Origin of the sequence: Streptacidiphilus jeojiensis, assembly GCF_042510965.1 — a bacterium.
In the GTDB taxonomy this organism is placed as follows: Bacteria; Actinomycetota; Actinomycetes; order Streptomycetales; family Streptomycetaceae; genus Streptacidiphilus; species Streptacidiphilus jeojiensis.
This window is the reverse complement of the sequence record NZ_JBEUKS010000017.1, coordinates 49924-64443: the sequence shown is the minus strand read 5'-3', so window position 1 is coordinate 64443 and position 14520 is coordinate 49924. Positions and strand designations below refer to the sequence as shown.

Below are 14520 nucleotides of genomic sequence, written 5' to 3'. Positions count from 1 at the left end.
TCAGCGCGGTGTGAACCGGGCCGCGAGCACGGCGACGTCGTCCTCGGCGTCGGTGCCGTAGCCCATCAGCTGCTCCAGGAGGTCGTCCAGCAGCTGGTCCAGCGGTGGGTCGTCCGGGAGTTGAAGCTCCGTCAGCCGTTGCAGCGAGCGGTCGATGTCCTCGCCGCGCCGCTCCACCAGGCCGTCGGTGTACATCAGCAGGGTGTCCCCGCCGACGCAGGGCCGGGTGAACGAGGCGTAGCCGCCCTGCCCGGTGCCCAGCGGCGGACCGGGCGGCACGTCCACCAGCCGTACCCGGTTGCCCCGGTCCACCACCGCGGGCGGCAGGTGGCCGGCGCTGGCGTAGGTGCAGGTGCCGTGCCGGGAGTCGACCAGGGCCAGCAGGCAGGTCGCCGGACGCTCCCCGGCCACCCGGGCCATCAGCGCGTCCATGCGCCGCAGGATCTCGTGCGGCGGCAGCCCCTCGTCGGCGACCACCCGCAGCATCGCGCTGTAGTGGCTCATGTCCACGGCCGCCGCGACGCCGTGGCCCATGACGTCGCCGATCACCAGCAGGGTCCGCTCCTGGGACAGCCGGACGCTGTCGAACCAGTCCCCGCCCACCAGCGCACTGGTGCCCGAGGGCAGGTAGCGGGTGGCGATCTCCAGGTCCGGATGCGGATGGCTGGGACCGGACAGCAGGGCGCGCTGCAGCTGCAGCGCGATGTGGTGCTCGCGGGTGTAGCGGCGGGCGTTGTCCAGGCTGATCGCGGCGCGCCCGGCCAGGTCCTGGGCGGTGACGACGTCCTGGTCGGTGAAGGCGGGGGAGCCGCCCGAGCGGACCATGGTGAGGGTGCCCACCGGCGCCCCCCGCGCCGAGAGCGGGATCACCATCGCCGAGTGGATGCCCGCCTCCCGGTAGCGGGTCACCCGCTGCGGGTCGGGTGCGGAGCGGCTCAGCGCCTCGTCGTTCGGCAGGTTCTCCACGATCGGCCGGCCGCTGGCCAGGCAGCGGGGGATGGCCGATCCGGGCTGGTAGTCCACGTACTGGCCCGGGGCCTCGAAGGCCCGCGACCGCTCGCGCAGCCGCGGCAGCACCGCCATCGCCGCGCGGCGCAGCCGCAGCACCCCCGGGGGCGGCGGCCGCAGCTCGGTGGTGCCGTCCACCGGGATCACCTCCACCGTGGCGATGTCGGCGACGTCCGGCACCAGGAAGGAGGCCAGCTCCTCGCAGGTGGTGTCCATGTCCAGGGTGGTGCCGATCACGGTGGCGGCCCGGTCCAGCATCGACAGCCTGGCCCGGGCCTCCTCCAGGTCGCGCTGCTGCTCCCGGGCGTCGGTGACCTCCAGCACGATGCCGATGACGCCCAGCACCTGGCCGTCGTCCTCGATGCGGTGGTACGCGCCGTGCCAGTAGCGCCGCTCCCGGTCGGATCCGGCCCTGGTGTGGCCGCTGGAGGTGACCTCCCTGGGGATGCCGTCGTCCAGCACCTGGCGCAGTACGTCCTCCCTGGCGTCGATGCCTGGCACCACCTCGCCGATGGTGCGGCCGAGGTGCTGCTCCGAGGGCACCCCGTTCATCAGGGCCAGGGTGGGGTTGACGTAGGAGTAGCGCAGCTCGCGGTCCAGCACCGCGACGCCGGCCGTGGTGCCGTCCAGCATCTGCCGCAGGATCTCCTGGGCCAGCGGCGAGGAGGCGTCGCTCAGCACGGCGGACGGTCCACGACGACGGCCGGCCGCGTCCCGGGAGCGGACCTGCCGCGATCGGACTGCAACCGGGTACAGCTCTCTCGGCCGAGCACTGCGGATCCCTCCTCGCCATCGGATGCCGCCTCACGGTAACCGAACCACCCGCGACCAGCGCTTCTGGCTCGCGGAAAAGCCCGGGAAGCCCGGCGGCCGGGTCTGCTACGGTCGGCGGGCCGGCCGCGGGACTACGGTGCGACTTCCGGAACGTGCCTATGAAGCAATGATTCGCAGTTCGTGCCCCCATTCCCCGGCCGGCACCCGGGGCGACCGGATCGACCGAGCGACCGGGGCGATCGGGGCGGGGACGGCGACGGGGGCCTGATGGAGACTCAGCACGATCTGGTCGCGGCCGAGGACGTCCTGCTGTTCGTCAATGCCGCGATCACGGCGACCGGCCAGCGCGAGTTCCACACCGGCACCGAGGAGCAGCGGCTCTCCCTCGACTTCCTGCACGCCTACATGCTGGGCAACTACCGCGAGCTCTACGCGGCCGCCCTCGCCCTGGACATCAACGACCACAACGCGGCCCTGATCATCCATCGGCTGCTGGCGAGCGGGCGCGAGGCCACCGCCGAGCAGCGCCGCGTCGAGGGCCGTCTGATCGCCCGTCGGCTCGTGCTGCTGCCGCCGCAGCGGGTGTACCGGCTGTTCCGGGCGCTGCGGCAGGCCAAGGTCAACAACCGCAGGACCCGGGCCGTCGTCCGGGACTGGATCGCCGCCCGGCCCGACCCGGCGTTCGACGCCGTCAAGTACCGCGGCGGTCTCAAGGAGGCCCTGCGGCACGCCCATCTGGCGCCCGCCTCCGAGGAGTTGGGCACGTTCTTCTTCGCCGCGCGCACCCCGGCCCGGTTCGCCACGCCGATCCTGGACACTTGGCGCCGGGCCCACTACGAGCAGGCCGCCCTGTACGAGCTGCCGTACACCGTGGCCGAGGGCTTCGCCGCCAGGCGCGGCATCGCCAGGGGCGACTTCCTGGAGCGCATCGCGCCCCGGATGACCCGGCTGGAGCAGCTGCGGCTGCAGGAGTCCGGCCGCGGGCACCGGGCCGGGGCGGTCCGGGCCGACCTGTCCCGGATGCCGCTCACCCGGCTGGCCACGTACGTGCTGGCGCTGGCGCCGGCCGACCGGGTGACCCGCCGCGCCGAGCTGACCGCCGCCCTGCGCAGCGCCGCCCGGCGTGCGGCCGGACCGCAGCAGGGCAGCTGGGGCCGGGTCGCCGCCGTCCTGGACGACAGCTACTCCGCCTCCGGCTCGGGGCAGAAGCGCCGCCGTCCGCTGGCGGTGGCGCTGGCCTGCCACTACCTGCTGCAGGCGCTCGCCGCCGACTACACCCCGCTGTGGACCTCCGGGAGTGACGACCCGCTGCTCAGCCGCCCGTTCGGCGCCACACCGCTGGGGCGGCGGATCGTCGACGCCCTGGACACCCGGCCCGACCGGATCCTGATCGTCTCCGACGGCTGGGACAACGCGCCGCCCGGGCTGGCCGCCGAGGTGCTGCGGATCTGGCGCACCCGCCTGGACCCGGACCGGAGCACCAGCATCGTCCACCTCAACCCGGTCTACGACGCCGAGGGCTTCGACGTGCGCCGACTGGCCCCGACCGTGCCGACCGCGGGCATCCGCGACGCGGAGGACCTCCCGGCCCTGGTCGAACTGGCCGCGTTCGCCGAAGGGCGCACCGGGCTGGCCGAGTTGACGCAGCATCTGGCAGCCAGGACGGCCACGTTCACGGAGGTGACGACATGACCACATCGGACCTGACCACGTCGGACCTGACCACCTCGGACCTGACCACCTCGGACCTGACCACCTCGGACCTGACCACCTCGGACCTGACCACCTCGGACCTGACCACCTCGGACCTGACCGGGCTGACCGCGGGCCCCTCGCAGGTCTGGGGCGGGATCCGGCTGGTCCCGCTGCTGCGCGAGGAGCCGGTCACCGACCTGCGGCTGCACCGGCGGGCCTACGGCGACGGGGTCGGCTTGGTCGAGCTCGCTCCGCGCGATCACTACCTCTCCTACATCCCGCACGGCTTCGTCGCGGACTGGACCGGCGACGGGTCCCCCGTCGCCGCCTACGGCACCCAGCTGGGGACCGACCGGCCGAGCGGCATGCCCCTGCGCTTCCACCGCAAGCTGGCCCGCCGCGAGGAGCGCAACCGGCTGCGCTTCCTGCCGCTGCACCTCGCCCTGGAGGGCTACCTGGCCCTGCACTTCGGCGGTCCCACGGTGGTCTGGGAGCAGTGGTCGCAGCAGGCGGTCCGGCGCGGCCTCTCGCCGCGGGTCGAGGAGGCCTGCACCGGGGCCGAGGTGCGGGGGCTGGCCGACGCGCTCCGGGTGTTCGAGATCCACCCCGGCCAGTGCGGGGTGCTGCTCTACGTGGCCGACTCGCTCACCGCGGCCTTCGCGGTGCCGCACCCCGCCGACTACCGCGCACTGCATCCGACCCTGGTGCAGGACCTCTACGGCGAGCAGGTCCACCACGGCGCCACGCTGATGATGCCGCTGCCGGACTTCCGCGCCCGGATCCGCGACACCGAGGTCCGCTCGCTCGCCGACCTGCGCGCGGCCGCCGAGCGGCAGGAACGGGAGTGGACCGGCTTCCACGACTCGGCCATGGCCGGCGGCCTGCTGGACGCCGCCCACACCTCGCAGCAGGTGTACCGGATGGGCCGCTTCACGCTCTCCCGCTTCCTGCCGGAGTTCCGGCCCAAGCAGGAGAGCCACATCGGCGAGACCATCACCGACGAGTCCGGCCGGGTGGTGTACCTGAAGACCTTCCGGCTCTCCGAGGCCCAGGTCCGCCGCGGCCACCTGCTCGACCGGCTGGCCGCCCACGACTGGCACCTGGGCCGGACCGCAGCCGAACTCTCGATCACCGAGGAGCAGTTGGGCCTGCGCCTGGAGTCGGCGGGCTTCGGCTTCCTGCTCCGCCAGGACATCCTGGACGGCTACCGCAAGCGAGCCCGTGGTTCCGCACCGTTCCGTCCGTCCGCACCCCGGGACTAGGCTCGCGCGCATGACTGCCACCACGCACCGCACCTGCCCGCTGTGCGAGGCGACCTGCGGGCTCACCGTCACCATCGGTCCCGGCCCTGAGGGCGCCGGCGAGGCGATCGGGGTGCGTGGGGACGCCGAGGACCCGTTCAGCCGCGGTTACATCTGCCCCAAGGGCGTCGCCCTCGGCCAGCTGCACGCCGACCCGGACCGGTTGCGCACCCCGCTGGTCCGGCGCGGCAGCAGCTGGACCGAGGTGGGCTGGGACGAGGCGTTCGCCGAGGCCGGACGGCTGCTGGCGCCACTGCTGCGGCAGCACGGCGCCGACAGCGTCGGCGTCTACCTGGGCAATCCGGTGGTGCACAACCTCGGGCTCAGCCTCTACAGCCGGACTCTGATCCAGGCCCTCGGCACCGGCTACCGCTTCAGCGCCAGCACCGTCGACCAGATGCCCAAGCAGGTCGCCTCCGGGCTGATGTTCGGGACCGAGCTGTCCATCGCCGTCCCGGACCTGGACCGCACCGACTACCTGCTGGTCCTCGGCGCCAACCCGATGGTGTCCAACGGCAGCCTGCTCACCGCGCCCGACCTGCCCGGCCGGCTGCGGGCGCTGCGCCGGCGCGGCGGACGGCTGGTCGTGGTCGACCCGCGCCGCACCCGTACCGCGGAGATCGCCGACGAGTACCTGGCCATCCGCCCGGGCACGGACGCGCTGCTGCTGGCCGGGATCGCCCGGACCCTGGTCGAGGAGGGACTGGCCGACCCGGGCCCCCGGGTGACCCCGTACCTCAACGGACTGGCCGAACTCGGCGACGCCCTCAAGCCGTTCACCCCCGAGGCGGTCGCCGTCGCGACCCGGATCCCGGCCGGGACCATCCGCAGGATCGCCGAGGAGCTGGCCGCCGCCCCCAGCGCCGCCGTCTACGGCCGGATCGGGACCACCACCACCGCCTACGGCACCGCGGCCAGCTGGCTGGTCGACGTCGTCAACACCCTGACCGGGAACCTGGACCGGCCCGGCGGGGTGATGTGGCCCGAGCCGGCGGCCGGTTCGCCCACCACCACCGGCGAGCCCGGACGGGGACGCGGCGTGCGGGTGCCGGGCTCGCGCCGCACCCGGGTCCGGGGACTCCCCAGCGTCTTCGGCGAGTTTCCGGCCGGGGCGCTGGCCGAGGAGATCGACACACCGTCGGCGGCCGACGGCACCCGGCTGCGCGGCCTGGTCACCGTCGCGGGCAATCCGGTCCTGTCGACACCCAACAGCGCCCGCCTCGGCGCGGCGCTGGCCTCGCTGGACGCCATGGTCAGCGTGGACGCCTACCTCAACGAGACGACCCGGCACGCCCACGTCGTGCTGCCGGCCGCCTCGCCGCTCGCGCGCAGCCACTACGACCTGGTGTTCGCCTCCTTCTCGATCCGCAACACCGCCCACTGGTCACCCCCGAGCGTGCCGCTCGGCCCCGGCGAGCTGGACGAGTCCGAGGTGCTGCTGCGACTGGCCGCGGCCGCGCTCGGCGGCAGCGTCACCGCGCAGCAGCTCGACGACCTCACCGCCTCCGACACCGCCCGCCGGATCGCCGCCGACCCCTCCTCCCCGGCCCACGGCCGCGACCCCGGGGACCTGCTGGCCGCCGTCGCCCACCGCACCCGGCAGGAGCGCCTGCTCGACCTGATGCTGCGCGGCGGCCCGTACGGGGACGGCTTCGGCGCCAAACCGGAGGGCCTCAGCCTGGACGCTCTGGCCGCCGCCCCGCACGGCCTGGACCTGGGACCGCTGCGCCCGCGCCTGCCCGGAGTCCTGCGCACCCCCAGCGGCCGGGTCGAACTCGCGCCCCCGCAGCTGCTCGCCGAGGCCGCCCGGCTGGCCGACCATCTCGCCGAGCTCGGCTCGGCGCCGGCCGACGGCCTGCTGCTGATCGGCCGCAGGCAGCTGCGCTCCAACAACTCGTGGATGCACAACGTCCCGCTGCTCGCCGGCGGCAGCAACCGCTGCACCCTGCAGCTGCACCCGCAGGACGCCGAACGCCTCGGCATCGACACCGGCCAGCAGGTCCAGGTCCGCTCCCGGGTCGGCGAACTCCACGCCGAGGCCGAGGTCACCGACGCCGTCATGCCGGGAGTGGTCAGTCTTCCGCACGGCTGGGGCCACGACGACCCGGCCACCCGGCTGCCCCTCGCCGCCCGCGAGCCGGGCGTCAACAGCAACCTGTTGACCGACGAGGCGCCGCTTGATGTCCTGTCAGGAACCGCTGTCCTCAACGGAATCCCGGTGGAAGTGGTGCGGGCGGTCGCCGCCGCGCCATGAGCGGTGCCCCGCCCCCCTGGTGGGGGACGGGGCACCTGGTCGGACGGTTCGTACCGGTCGTCAGGGCCGGGCTACCAGCCGACGGCCACCTCCAGCCACTGCGGGTCGGAGTGGGAGATGAAGGAGGACTGGCCGGCGACGTCGTCGTAGGGGAAGCCGTAGGCGAGGTTGTTGATGTCGTTGTCGTGCCAGAACTTGGCGTAGTAGTTGGCGGGGGCGGCGAGGTAGTACTGGGTGGGGTCGGACTGCTGGGCCGCGGGCAGGGTGGCCACGTGGCGGTTGAGGGCGGCGCACTCGTCCGGGTTGCTCGCCAGGACGCCGGCGCAGCCGAAGATGTCGGAGGTCGGTGCGTTGACGCCGACCGAGTTGGCGTAGGCGGTGAAGTAGTTGGCGTTGACGCCGCCGGTCTGGAAGCTGGGGTCGCTGCCGGGGGCGATGATCCGGTACGGGGCCTGGGTCTGTGCCAGCACCTTGAACTCGGCCGGTACCGCGTTGATGAACCGCTGGAAGGTGACCGACCGGTCCTCGGCGAAGGTCTGCTGGTTCTCGCCGACCTGGACGTCGTAGCCGTCCTTGGCGTGCAGCCGCATCGCCAGCTTCAGGCCGAAGGCGTCCACCCGGGTGGTGTTGCCGTTGAAGACGTTGGCGCCCACGGTGAACTCGATGAAGTCGTAGTACAGGCTGGTCGGCGAGCCGAGGTAGAAGTACATCCGGCCGGCGGAGTTGGCCGGCATGTCCAGGTAGGGCTGGTCGGCGATGGAGTGGGTCTGGCCGTTGAAGCTCCAGTACACCTGGCTGTCGGGGTACTTGCCGTTGGTGCGGTTGAGGATCTTCACCTCGACGACGTTCTGGGCCGCCGGGATGGTGCTGGTGTCGCCCCAGAAGCCGTTCGGGTCCGGCGTGGTGGAGCTGGTCGGACTGGCGGAGGCGGTCGGGCTGCTGGTCGCGGACGCGCCGGTGTGGACCTGGAACTCCCAGAGGGAGTAGCCGTAGGCGGTGGCGCGGGCGGTGCCGTACATCCTGACGTAGCGTCCGGTGCCGGTGACGTTGAGGGTCTGGGTGCCGCCGGTGCCGGTGGTGGTGGAGTAGATCGAGGTCCAGGTGGTGCCGTCGTTGGAGGTCTGGATCTGGAAGGCGGTGGCGTAGGCCGCCTCCCACTGCAGCACGACCTGGCAGATCTGCTGCGCGGAGCCGAGGTCGACCTGGACCCACTGCGGGTCGCTGAAGGCGCTGGACCAGCGGGTTCCGCTGTTGCCGTCGACGGCGGCGGAGGCGGGGAAGGTGGCGTTCTCGGTGGAGGACGCGGTGGCCGGCTGGTTCAGCGCGGCGTTGGCCGTCCCGCAGGTGCCGGCGGAGGCCGGCGTCCCGTACACCTGGAACTCCCAGAGGGAGTAGCCGTAGGCGGTGGCGCGGGCGGTGCCGTACATCCTGACGTAGCGTCCGGTGCCGGTGACGTTGAGGGTCTGGGTGCCGCCGGTGCCGGTGGTGGTGGAGTAGATCGAGGTCCAGGTGGTGCCGTCGTTGGAGGTCTGGATCTGGAAGGCGGTGGCGTACGCCGTCTCCCACTGCAGCACGACCTGGCTGACGGTCGCCTGCGCGCCGAGGTCGACCTGGATCCACTGGGGGTCGCTGAAGGCGCTGGACCAGCGGGTGCCGGTGTCGCCGTCGACGGCTGCGGAGGCGGGGAAGGTGGCGTTCTCGGTGGAGGACGCGGTGGCGGGCTTCCCCTGGGAGAGCAGCGTGCCTGCTGCCCGTGCGGGTGACTGGGACACGGTCAGGACGAGAGCGGCGAGTACGGCGACCATCAGAGCGATGAGAAGGTACGGCCTGCGCCTGGCATGGAGGTGGACAGGGATGCTGGTGGACATGGTCTCTCCTTGAACCGGGTGGTGGTCCTGTGGAGCCTGGGCCTCCCTGAGAGCGCTCTCTGAAGGGGGTGGTCGATGTCTACAGCCGTTGTTGTACGGGTGTCAATGTCCTTGTGCGCAAACGCTGTTGCGGAACCACGAAGCCCCTGGGACCCGGCACGGCCGGGTCCCAGGGGCTTCGGATGATCGGATCAGGCCCGGGCTGCGGTGATGGCGGCGCCGAGCGCCTCCTTGATGCGGGGGCCGAGGCGGGAGAAGCCCAGCTCCTTCATCGCGGCGCGGAGGAGCTCGTCCTCGGTGCGGGCGGTGCCGTCGCCGTCGATCCAGCGCACGACCGAGACGAGCTCGTCGGCGGAGTAGGCAGTGACCGGACGGCCCGGGGTGAACGAGGGCTTGCGGGGCCGCTTCACAGCGGGCTCGACTGCCTCGGGCTCAGCCTCGGCTACGGGCTCGACCACAGGCGCGGTCTCGACCTCGGGCGCGGGTGCCTGCACGGCGGCGGCCTCGGCGGCAGGCTCCTCGGACTCGACGGCCGCGGCCTCGGGAGCCTCCGCCTCGGCGGCGGGCGCCTCGGCAGGCTCGGCCACCTCGGCTTCGACCGGAGCGTCCTCGGCCTCGACTGCGGCGGCCACAGGCTCAGCCTCGACCTCGGCCACCGGCTCGGCCTCAGCTTCGGCCACCGGCTCAGCCTCGACCTCGACCTCAGTCTCCGCCTCGACGACGGCCTCGACCTCGGCGACCTCGACCTCAGCTTCGACCGCGACCTCGACCGCTTCGACCTCAGTTTGGGCTTCGACCTCGGCGACCTCAGTCGTGTCCTCTGCCTCGACCTCTGTTGCGTCGTCCGTAGCCCGCGGGGCGGGCAGCAGGTCGGTGGCGGTTGCGGTGGTGGTCACCGTCGTGGTCACGACCTCGGCGTCCGCCGCTTCCGCTTCCGCCGCCTCGGCCTCAGCCGGCTCCGTGGCCGCAGGCCCGAAGTGCCGGTCGCAGGCGGCGGTGACCGCGTCGGCGTCGGCCTGCTGCTCCGTCAGTTCGGCGAGCAGCTCGCCGTGGCCCCGCTCCTCGATGCTGTCGCGGAGCGCCCGCAGCGTGGGCAGCCGGTAGAGGGTGCCCTCGTCGGCGGCCAGGCGGTCGACCAGCTCGGCCAGTTCGGCGAAGGGGAGTGCGGCCAGGTCCGAGGAGTCCGGCAGCAGCTGGCCGAGCACGGCGAGGCCGGTACGGACGGTGTCCACCGACGGAGCGCTGTCCAGCACCGCGGCGTCCTCCGGCAGCGCCGGCAGGGTGTCCGGGGCGAGCGCCGCCCAGTCCGCCCGCTCCGCCGACGCGGCGTTGATCGCGGAGTGCAGGGTGGCCTTGCGGGTGCGCTTGGACACGGCGAGCCTGCGGGCGGCCTTGGCCAGCGCGCGGCGGTCGCCCCAGGACAGCTTCACGCCCTGCGCCTTGCGGTCGGCGCCGCTCGCCGTCGCGGCGGAGAGCCGGTCCAGGTCGGCGGACCGGTACGCGGCGGGGGTCAGCGTGGCGAGCGTCTCGCGCACCCGGAGCAGCAGGGCGACGGCCTCGGCCACCGCCGCCACGGTGTCCAGCCCGCTCAGCGGGGTGGAGGAGTCGAGCAGCTCGGCGGCCTCGCGGACGGTCGCCAGGTCGCGTCCGCGCAGCTCGGCGAGGATGGTCGAGGCGGCGCGGGCGTCTTCGGGGGTGGCCACCGTGCCGACCGCCGCGTACCAGGCGTGGGTCTCGGCGGTCAGGGTGAATCCGCCCTGGGCGGAGTACTTGAGCAGGTCGTCGCGGACGCCTGAGAGGACGTCCGACTGCTGCTCATCGTTCGGAGTGGCCGCCGGGGCCGTTGGTGTCTCGTCGGTGTTAGTCAGGTCGATCGTCGTCATGGTGAGGTCCGCTTCGTGGCAGGGAGGACTGCGGCGTCGGGGCAGAATCATGCGCAGCGGTGGTCCCGTGCTGCGTGAACGCACACGATACGGGTGCGCTTGCGAGCGGCGCACGCACCCTGCCAATCCCCGGCGGAACATGCCGCAGGGTTCGTCCATTCGCCAGCCCGCGGCTGCTCCCGGGCAGCACCGGACCGCTGCAGCTCATCACACTATTGCCCCAGAGGAGTTGGATGCACCTCAGGGTGTGCTGTGTCCCGCGCCAGGGCGCGTTGACGTGGTCGCTCGGATTTTCACGCCCCCGGCGCCTGGTGCAGTCGTCGGAGCTCCGTCTTGAGGATCTTGCCCGCTGCGGACAGCGGCAGTGCGGCGGTGAAGTGGATCTCGCGGACCCGTTGGTAGGGGGCGACCGCGGCGGCGACGTGCGCCATCAGCTCGTCGGCGAGTTCGGGGGAGGGGGCGTAGCCGGTCCGCAGCATCACATGGGCGACCGGGATCTCCCCGGCCGCCGGGTCGGGGGCGCCGACCACCGCTGCCACCGCGACAGCGGGGTGCCGGTGCAGCAGGTCCTCCAGCGGGGCCGGATAGACGTTGTAACCCTTGTGGATCAGCATGTCCTTTGCTCGGCCCACCAGGTACAGCCAGCCGTCGCGGTCGCTGCGGCCCAGGTCGCCGGTGCGCAGCCAGCCGTCGACGAACTGCTCGGCCGTCAGCTCGGGGTGGTGGTGGTAGCCGTCGGCGATCTGCGGGCCGCGTGCCCAGACCTCGCCGACCTCGCCGGTGGGCAGCACCGCGCGGGTGACCGGGTCCCTGATCTCGATCACGGTGTCAAACACCGGTACCCCGACGCTGCCGATGGGTGCGGCGGCCGGCTGCTCCGGCGGGTGGCCGGTGAGCCCCATGGTGGCCTCGGTGAGCCCGTAGCCCTCGCTGATCTCGGCCTGCGGCAGCAGCCCGCGCAGCCGGGCCATGGTCTCCGAGTCCAGCGGGGCCGCGCCCGAGCTGACCTGGCGGACCGACGACAGGTCGGCCTTGTGCACCCCGGGGGCCGCGAGCAGCGCGTGGAACAGCGCGGGCGACCCGGCGAGGTGGGTGACCTGCCACCGCTCGGCCTCGGCGAGGTAGCGGGCCGGGTCGAAGCGGCCGGAGACCACCACGGTCGTCGCGTTGGCGGTGCACAGCAGTTGGGTGATCAGGCCCATCGCGTGGAACATCGGGGCGACCGACAGCAGCACGCTCCGGCCGATCGGTACGGTGCCGGGGCCGACCGCCGCGGCCACCTGCTCCAGGTACATCCTGCCGCTCCGGTCCAGGCGCGGCAGCGAGGCCCCGCGCCAGCAGCCCATCTGCAGGGCGTTGGCGACCGCGTGCCGGTGCAGGATCCGCACGGCCTTGGAGCGGCCCGTGGTGCCGCCGGTGAAGGAGAGATGGGCCAGGTCGTCGGGGCCGACCGGGGTCGCCGGGGCCGGCCGGGCGGTGAGCAGCTCGGCCAGCGGGATGTTGCCCTGCACGGTGCCCGGCGGACGGCCGGGGGCCGCGTGGCTGGCCGGGACCTCGACGGCGAACCGCAGGGCGCTGCCCTGGCTGCCGGCGCCGGCCAGGCCGCGGGCCTCGGCCAGGATGCGGGCCTCGGCCAGGACGTGGGCGACGGCCGGGTGGGTGATCACCGCGACGGCGGAGACCTCGGCGAGCTGCTCGGCCAGCGGCGCGGCGGGCAGCAGCGGGCTGAGCGGGCTGACGACGGCTCCCGCCAGCAGCACCCCGAAATAACAGAGGGTGAAGCGGAGCGAGTTGGGCTGGTGCACGGCCACCGTGTCGCCGGGGCTCACCCCGTGCTCCCGCAGCCCCTGGGCCAGGCGCAGCGCCTGGTCGTACAGCTCGGCGAAGGTCAGTGACTCCTCACCGTCCCGCAGCGCCACCCGGTCCGGGTGGCGCGGTGCGGTCCCGGCGAGGATGTCGCCGACGGTGCAGTGCGGATAGTCCAGGCTCTGCGGCATTCCCGGTGGCAGCAGCATCGTGGGCCGGCCCCTTTCCCGCGGTTCGCTGGTGGTCCAGCTGGAGGGGACGCCGGGTGCGGTGGCGTCCCGTCCGTGCAGTCTGGCAAGCGCACGACGGTCCGGGAAGGGAACGGACAGCTACGGCACAGCCTTCGGCCCGACCCGCCTCACCGGCGGCCCTCCCAGAGCTCGCGCTCCCGTGGCCTGGGGTCGTACCGCAGCTCGGGTTCCAGGTCGAAGTGCATGGTGGCGCGGCGGTCGCGGTCGTACACCGGCCAGCCGGGGTCGCCGGTGGCGGCGAAGGCGACCCAGGCGGCGTGCATGCTGTCGGCCAGCCGCTGCGGGGGATCGGTGCCGAGCAGCTCGACCATGGACTTGTCCTGGAGGTTGTCGAAGACGAAGCCCAGCTCGCTGACGTGGCAGGCGCCGAGGCGGCCGCCGAAGGTGGGCGGCTGCCAGCCGAACTCGTAGAGGTGGACGGTGCCACGGCCCTCCCCCCAGCGGCTCTCGGCCACGCGGATGGCGGGGATGCGGAAGAACCAGTCGGTGGCGACGGCTGCCAGCAGTTCTCCGGGCGAGGCGTCGGGCCGCCGCTCGCGGTAGACGGCGAGGGCCCGGTCCGGGTCGTCCAGGCCGTAGCCGGCGGCGGTCCTCCTGGCCAGCTCCTCGGGCACCAGGTCCAGCAGGCCGGAGGGGGTGAGGTAGAGGCGGAACTCGTCGCTGTTGGAGCCGATCAGCAGGTCGACCCCGGCGGTGGCCCCGTCGGTTCCGCCGGCCGCCAGCGCCTCCAGCGGCGGCACGGGGAGCAGGTCCCCGTCCACGACGGGTTCCAGGGGCATCAGATTGAGTGCCGCCTCCCCCCACCGCTCCGGTTCGGGATCGGCCGAGATCTCGCCGCGCAGACCCCGCTGGACCGGGAGCAGCCGGTCCAACGGCACGGCGGCGAAGGCCTCGCGGGTGGCCGGGATGCCCAGCCGCCGGGCGAGGTGACGGCCGACCAGCTCGGCCGTGCCGGGGGAGAGGGTGTGCTGGGCGGCGCCGCTCTGCAGGATCGCCCGCCGGAACAGGCCCTGTGCCCGGGGTACGGCCAGCAGTGTGCCGATGCTCATCGCCCCGGCCGACTGGCCGAAAAGGGTGACCTGCCCGGGGTCCCCGCCGAAGTCGGCGATGTTGTCCCGGACCCACTCCAGCGCGGCGATCTGGTCCACCAGGCCCAGGTTGGCCGGGGCCGGGTCGTCCGCACCGAGGTAGAGGAAACCCTCCACCCCCAGGCGGTAGTTGACGGTGACGCAGACCACGCCGTCGCGGGCGAAGCGGGAGCCGTCGTAGCCGGGGACGGAGCCCGAGCCGTTGGTGAACCCGCCGCCGTGCAGCCAGACCATGACCGGGCGCCCGCCGGACTCCCGGTCGGCCGGAGCCCAGATGTTGAGGTTGAGGCAGTCCTCGCCGGGGATGTCGACCTCGGGGAGCAGGCTGTCCAGCGGCGCCGGGTACGGCGGCTTGGGTGCGGTCGGCCCGTAGCCGGTGGCGTCGCGCTCGCCCTGCCACGGCGCCGGCGGCTGCGGTGGCCGGAAGCGGTTGGCCCCGAACGGCGGTGCCGCGTACGGGATGCCCTTGAAGGCGACGCCGCCGCCCTCCGCCGGAACGCCGCGGACCGCTCCCCGCGCAGTCCGTACGACGGTCCGCTCACCATGCTGCGTCAAGGCGATCTCCATTGTGAATGACCCAGCATGATGGGTG

The 14520-nt window shown here is 73.3% G+C and carries 7 protein-coding genes and 2 pseudogenes; 3 read left to right on the top strand and 6 right to left on the bottom strand.

The genetic code is table 11. From position 1 onward, the window contains the following. The gene (locus tag ABUW04_RS34785; protein WP_380568416.1) at positions 1 to 1689 is read right to left on the bottom strand and encodes a SpoIIE family protein phosphatase; all 1689 of its coding nucleotides are present in this window, start codon (positions 1687 to 1689) and stop codon (positions 1 to 3) included. Positions 1690 to 2049: 360 nt separating this feature from the next. Here ABUW04_RS34785 and ABUW04_RS34780 point away from each other — a divergent pair, with 360 nt between their 5' ends. The 3 genes from ABUW04_RS34780 (at position 2050) to ABUW04_RS34770 (ending at position 7032) form a co-directional block, all read left to right on the top strand. After that, the gene (locus ABUW04_RS34780) at positions 2050 to 3474 is read left to right on the top strand and encodes a hypothetical protein (protein WP_380568415.1); all 1425 of its coding nucleotides are present in this window, start codon (positions 2050 to 2052) and stop codon (positions 3472 to 3474) included. 101 nt (positions 3475 to 3575) lie between these two features. Then, the gene (locus ABUW04_RS34775) at positions 3576 to 4739 is read left to right on the top strand and encodes an ARPP-2 domain-containing protein (protein WP_380568487.1); all 1164 of its coding nucleotides are present in this window, start codon (positions 3576 to 3578) and stop codon (positions 4737 to 4739) included. A 10-nt stretch (positions 4740 to 4749) separates the two neighbouring features. Beyond that, complete coding sequence (locus tag ABUW04_RS34770; RefSeq protein ID WP_380568414.1) at positions 4750 to 7032, top strand: molybdopterin-dependent oxidoreductase; 2283 nt, start codon at positions 4750 to 4752, stop codon at positions 7030 to 7032. A gap of 71 nt (positions 7033 to 7103) precedes the next feature. On the opposite strand, the pseudogene ABUW04_RS34765 reads toward ABUW04_RS34770, so the two are convergent. The 5 genes and pseudogenes from ABUW04_RS34765 to ABUW04_RS34750 all read right to left on the bottom strand — a co-directional run. Next, a pseudogene (locus ABUW04_RS34765) lies at positions 7104 to 8348 on the bottom strand (beta-1,3-glucanase family protein); the annotation flags it as partial. Positions 8349 to 8423: 75 nt separating this feature from the next. Further along, positions 8424 to 8837, bottom strand: a pseudogene (locus tag ABUW04_RS39740) (discoidin domain-containing protein); the annotation flags it as partial. 254 nt (positions 8838 to 9091) lie between these two features. Continuing rightward, the gene (locus ABUW04_RS34760; protein ID WP_380568412.1) at positions 9092 to 10783 is read right to left on the bottom strand and encodes a hypothetical protein; all 1692 of its coding nucleotides are present in this window, start codon (positions 10781 to 10783) and stop codon (positions 9092 to 9094) included. A 293-nt stretch (positions 10784 to 11076) separates the two neighbouring features. Then, positions 11077 to 12798 carry a class I adenylate-forming enzyme family protein gene (locus ABUW04_RS34755; RefSeq protein ID WP_380568411.1) on the bottom strand — a complete coding sequence of 574 codons (1722 nt, stop codon included), beginning with the start codon at positions 12796 to 12798 and terminating at the stop codon, positions 11077 to 11079. Between the two features lie 149 nt (positions 12799 to 12947). Next, positions 12948 to 14483 carry a carboxylesterase/lipase family protein gene (locus tag ABUW04_RS34750; RefSeq protein WP_380568410.1) on the bottom strand — a complete coding sequence of 512 codons (1536 nt, stop codon included), beginning with the start codon at positions 14481 to 14483 and terminating at the stop codon, positions 12948 to 12950. Positions 14484 to 14520: the final 37 nt, after the last annotated feature.

What these genes read in the sequence shown, in the direction of transcription:
- ABUW04_RS34760 (WP_380568412.1), bottom strand. Translation starts at nt 10,783, where the DNA reads ATGACGACGATCGACCTGACTAACACCGACGAGACACCAACGGCCCCG.
- ABUW04_RS34755 (WP_380568411.1), bottom strand. Translation starts at nt 12,798, where the DNA reads ATGCTGCTGCCACCGGGAATGCCGCAGAGCCTGGACTATCCGCACTGC.
- ABUW04_RS34780 (WP_380568415.1), top strand. Translation starts at nt 2,050, where the DNA reads ATGGAGACTCAGCACGATCTGGTCGCGGCCGAGGACGTCCTGCTGTTC.
- ABUW04_RS34770 (WP_380568414.1), top strand. Translation starts at nt 4,750, where the DNA reads ATGACTGCCACCACGCACCGCACCTGCCCGCTGTGCGAGGCGACCTGC.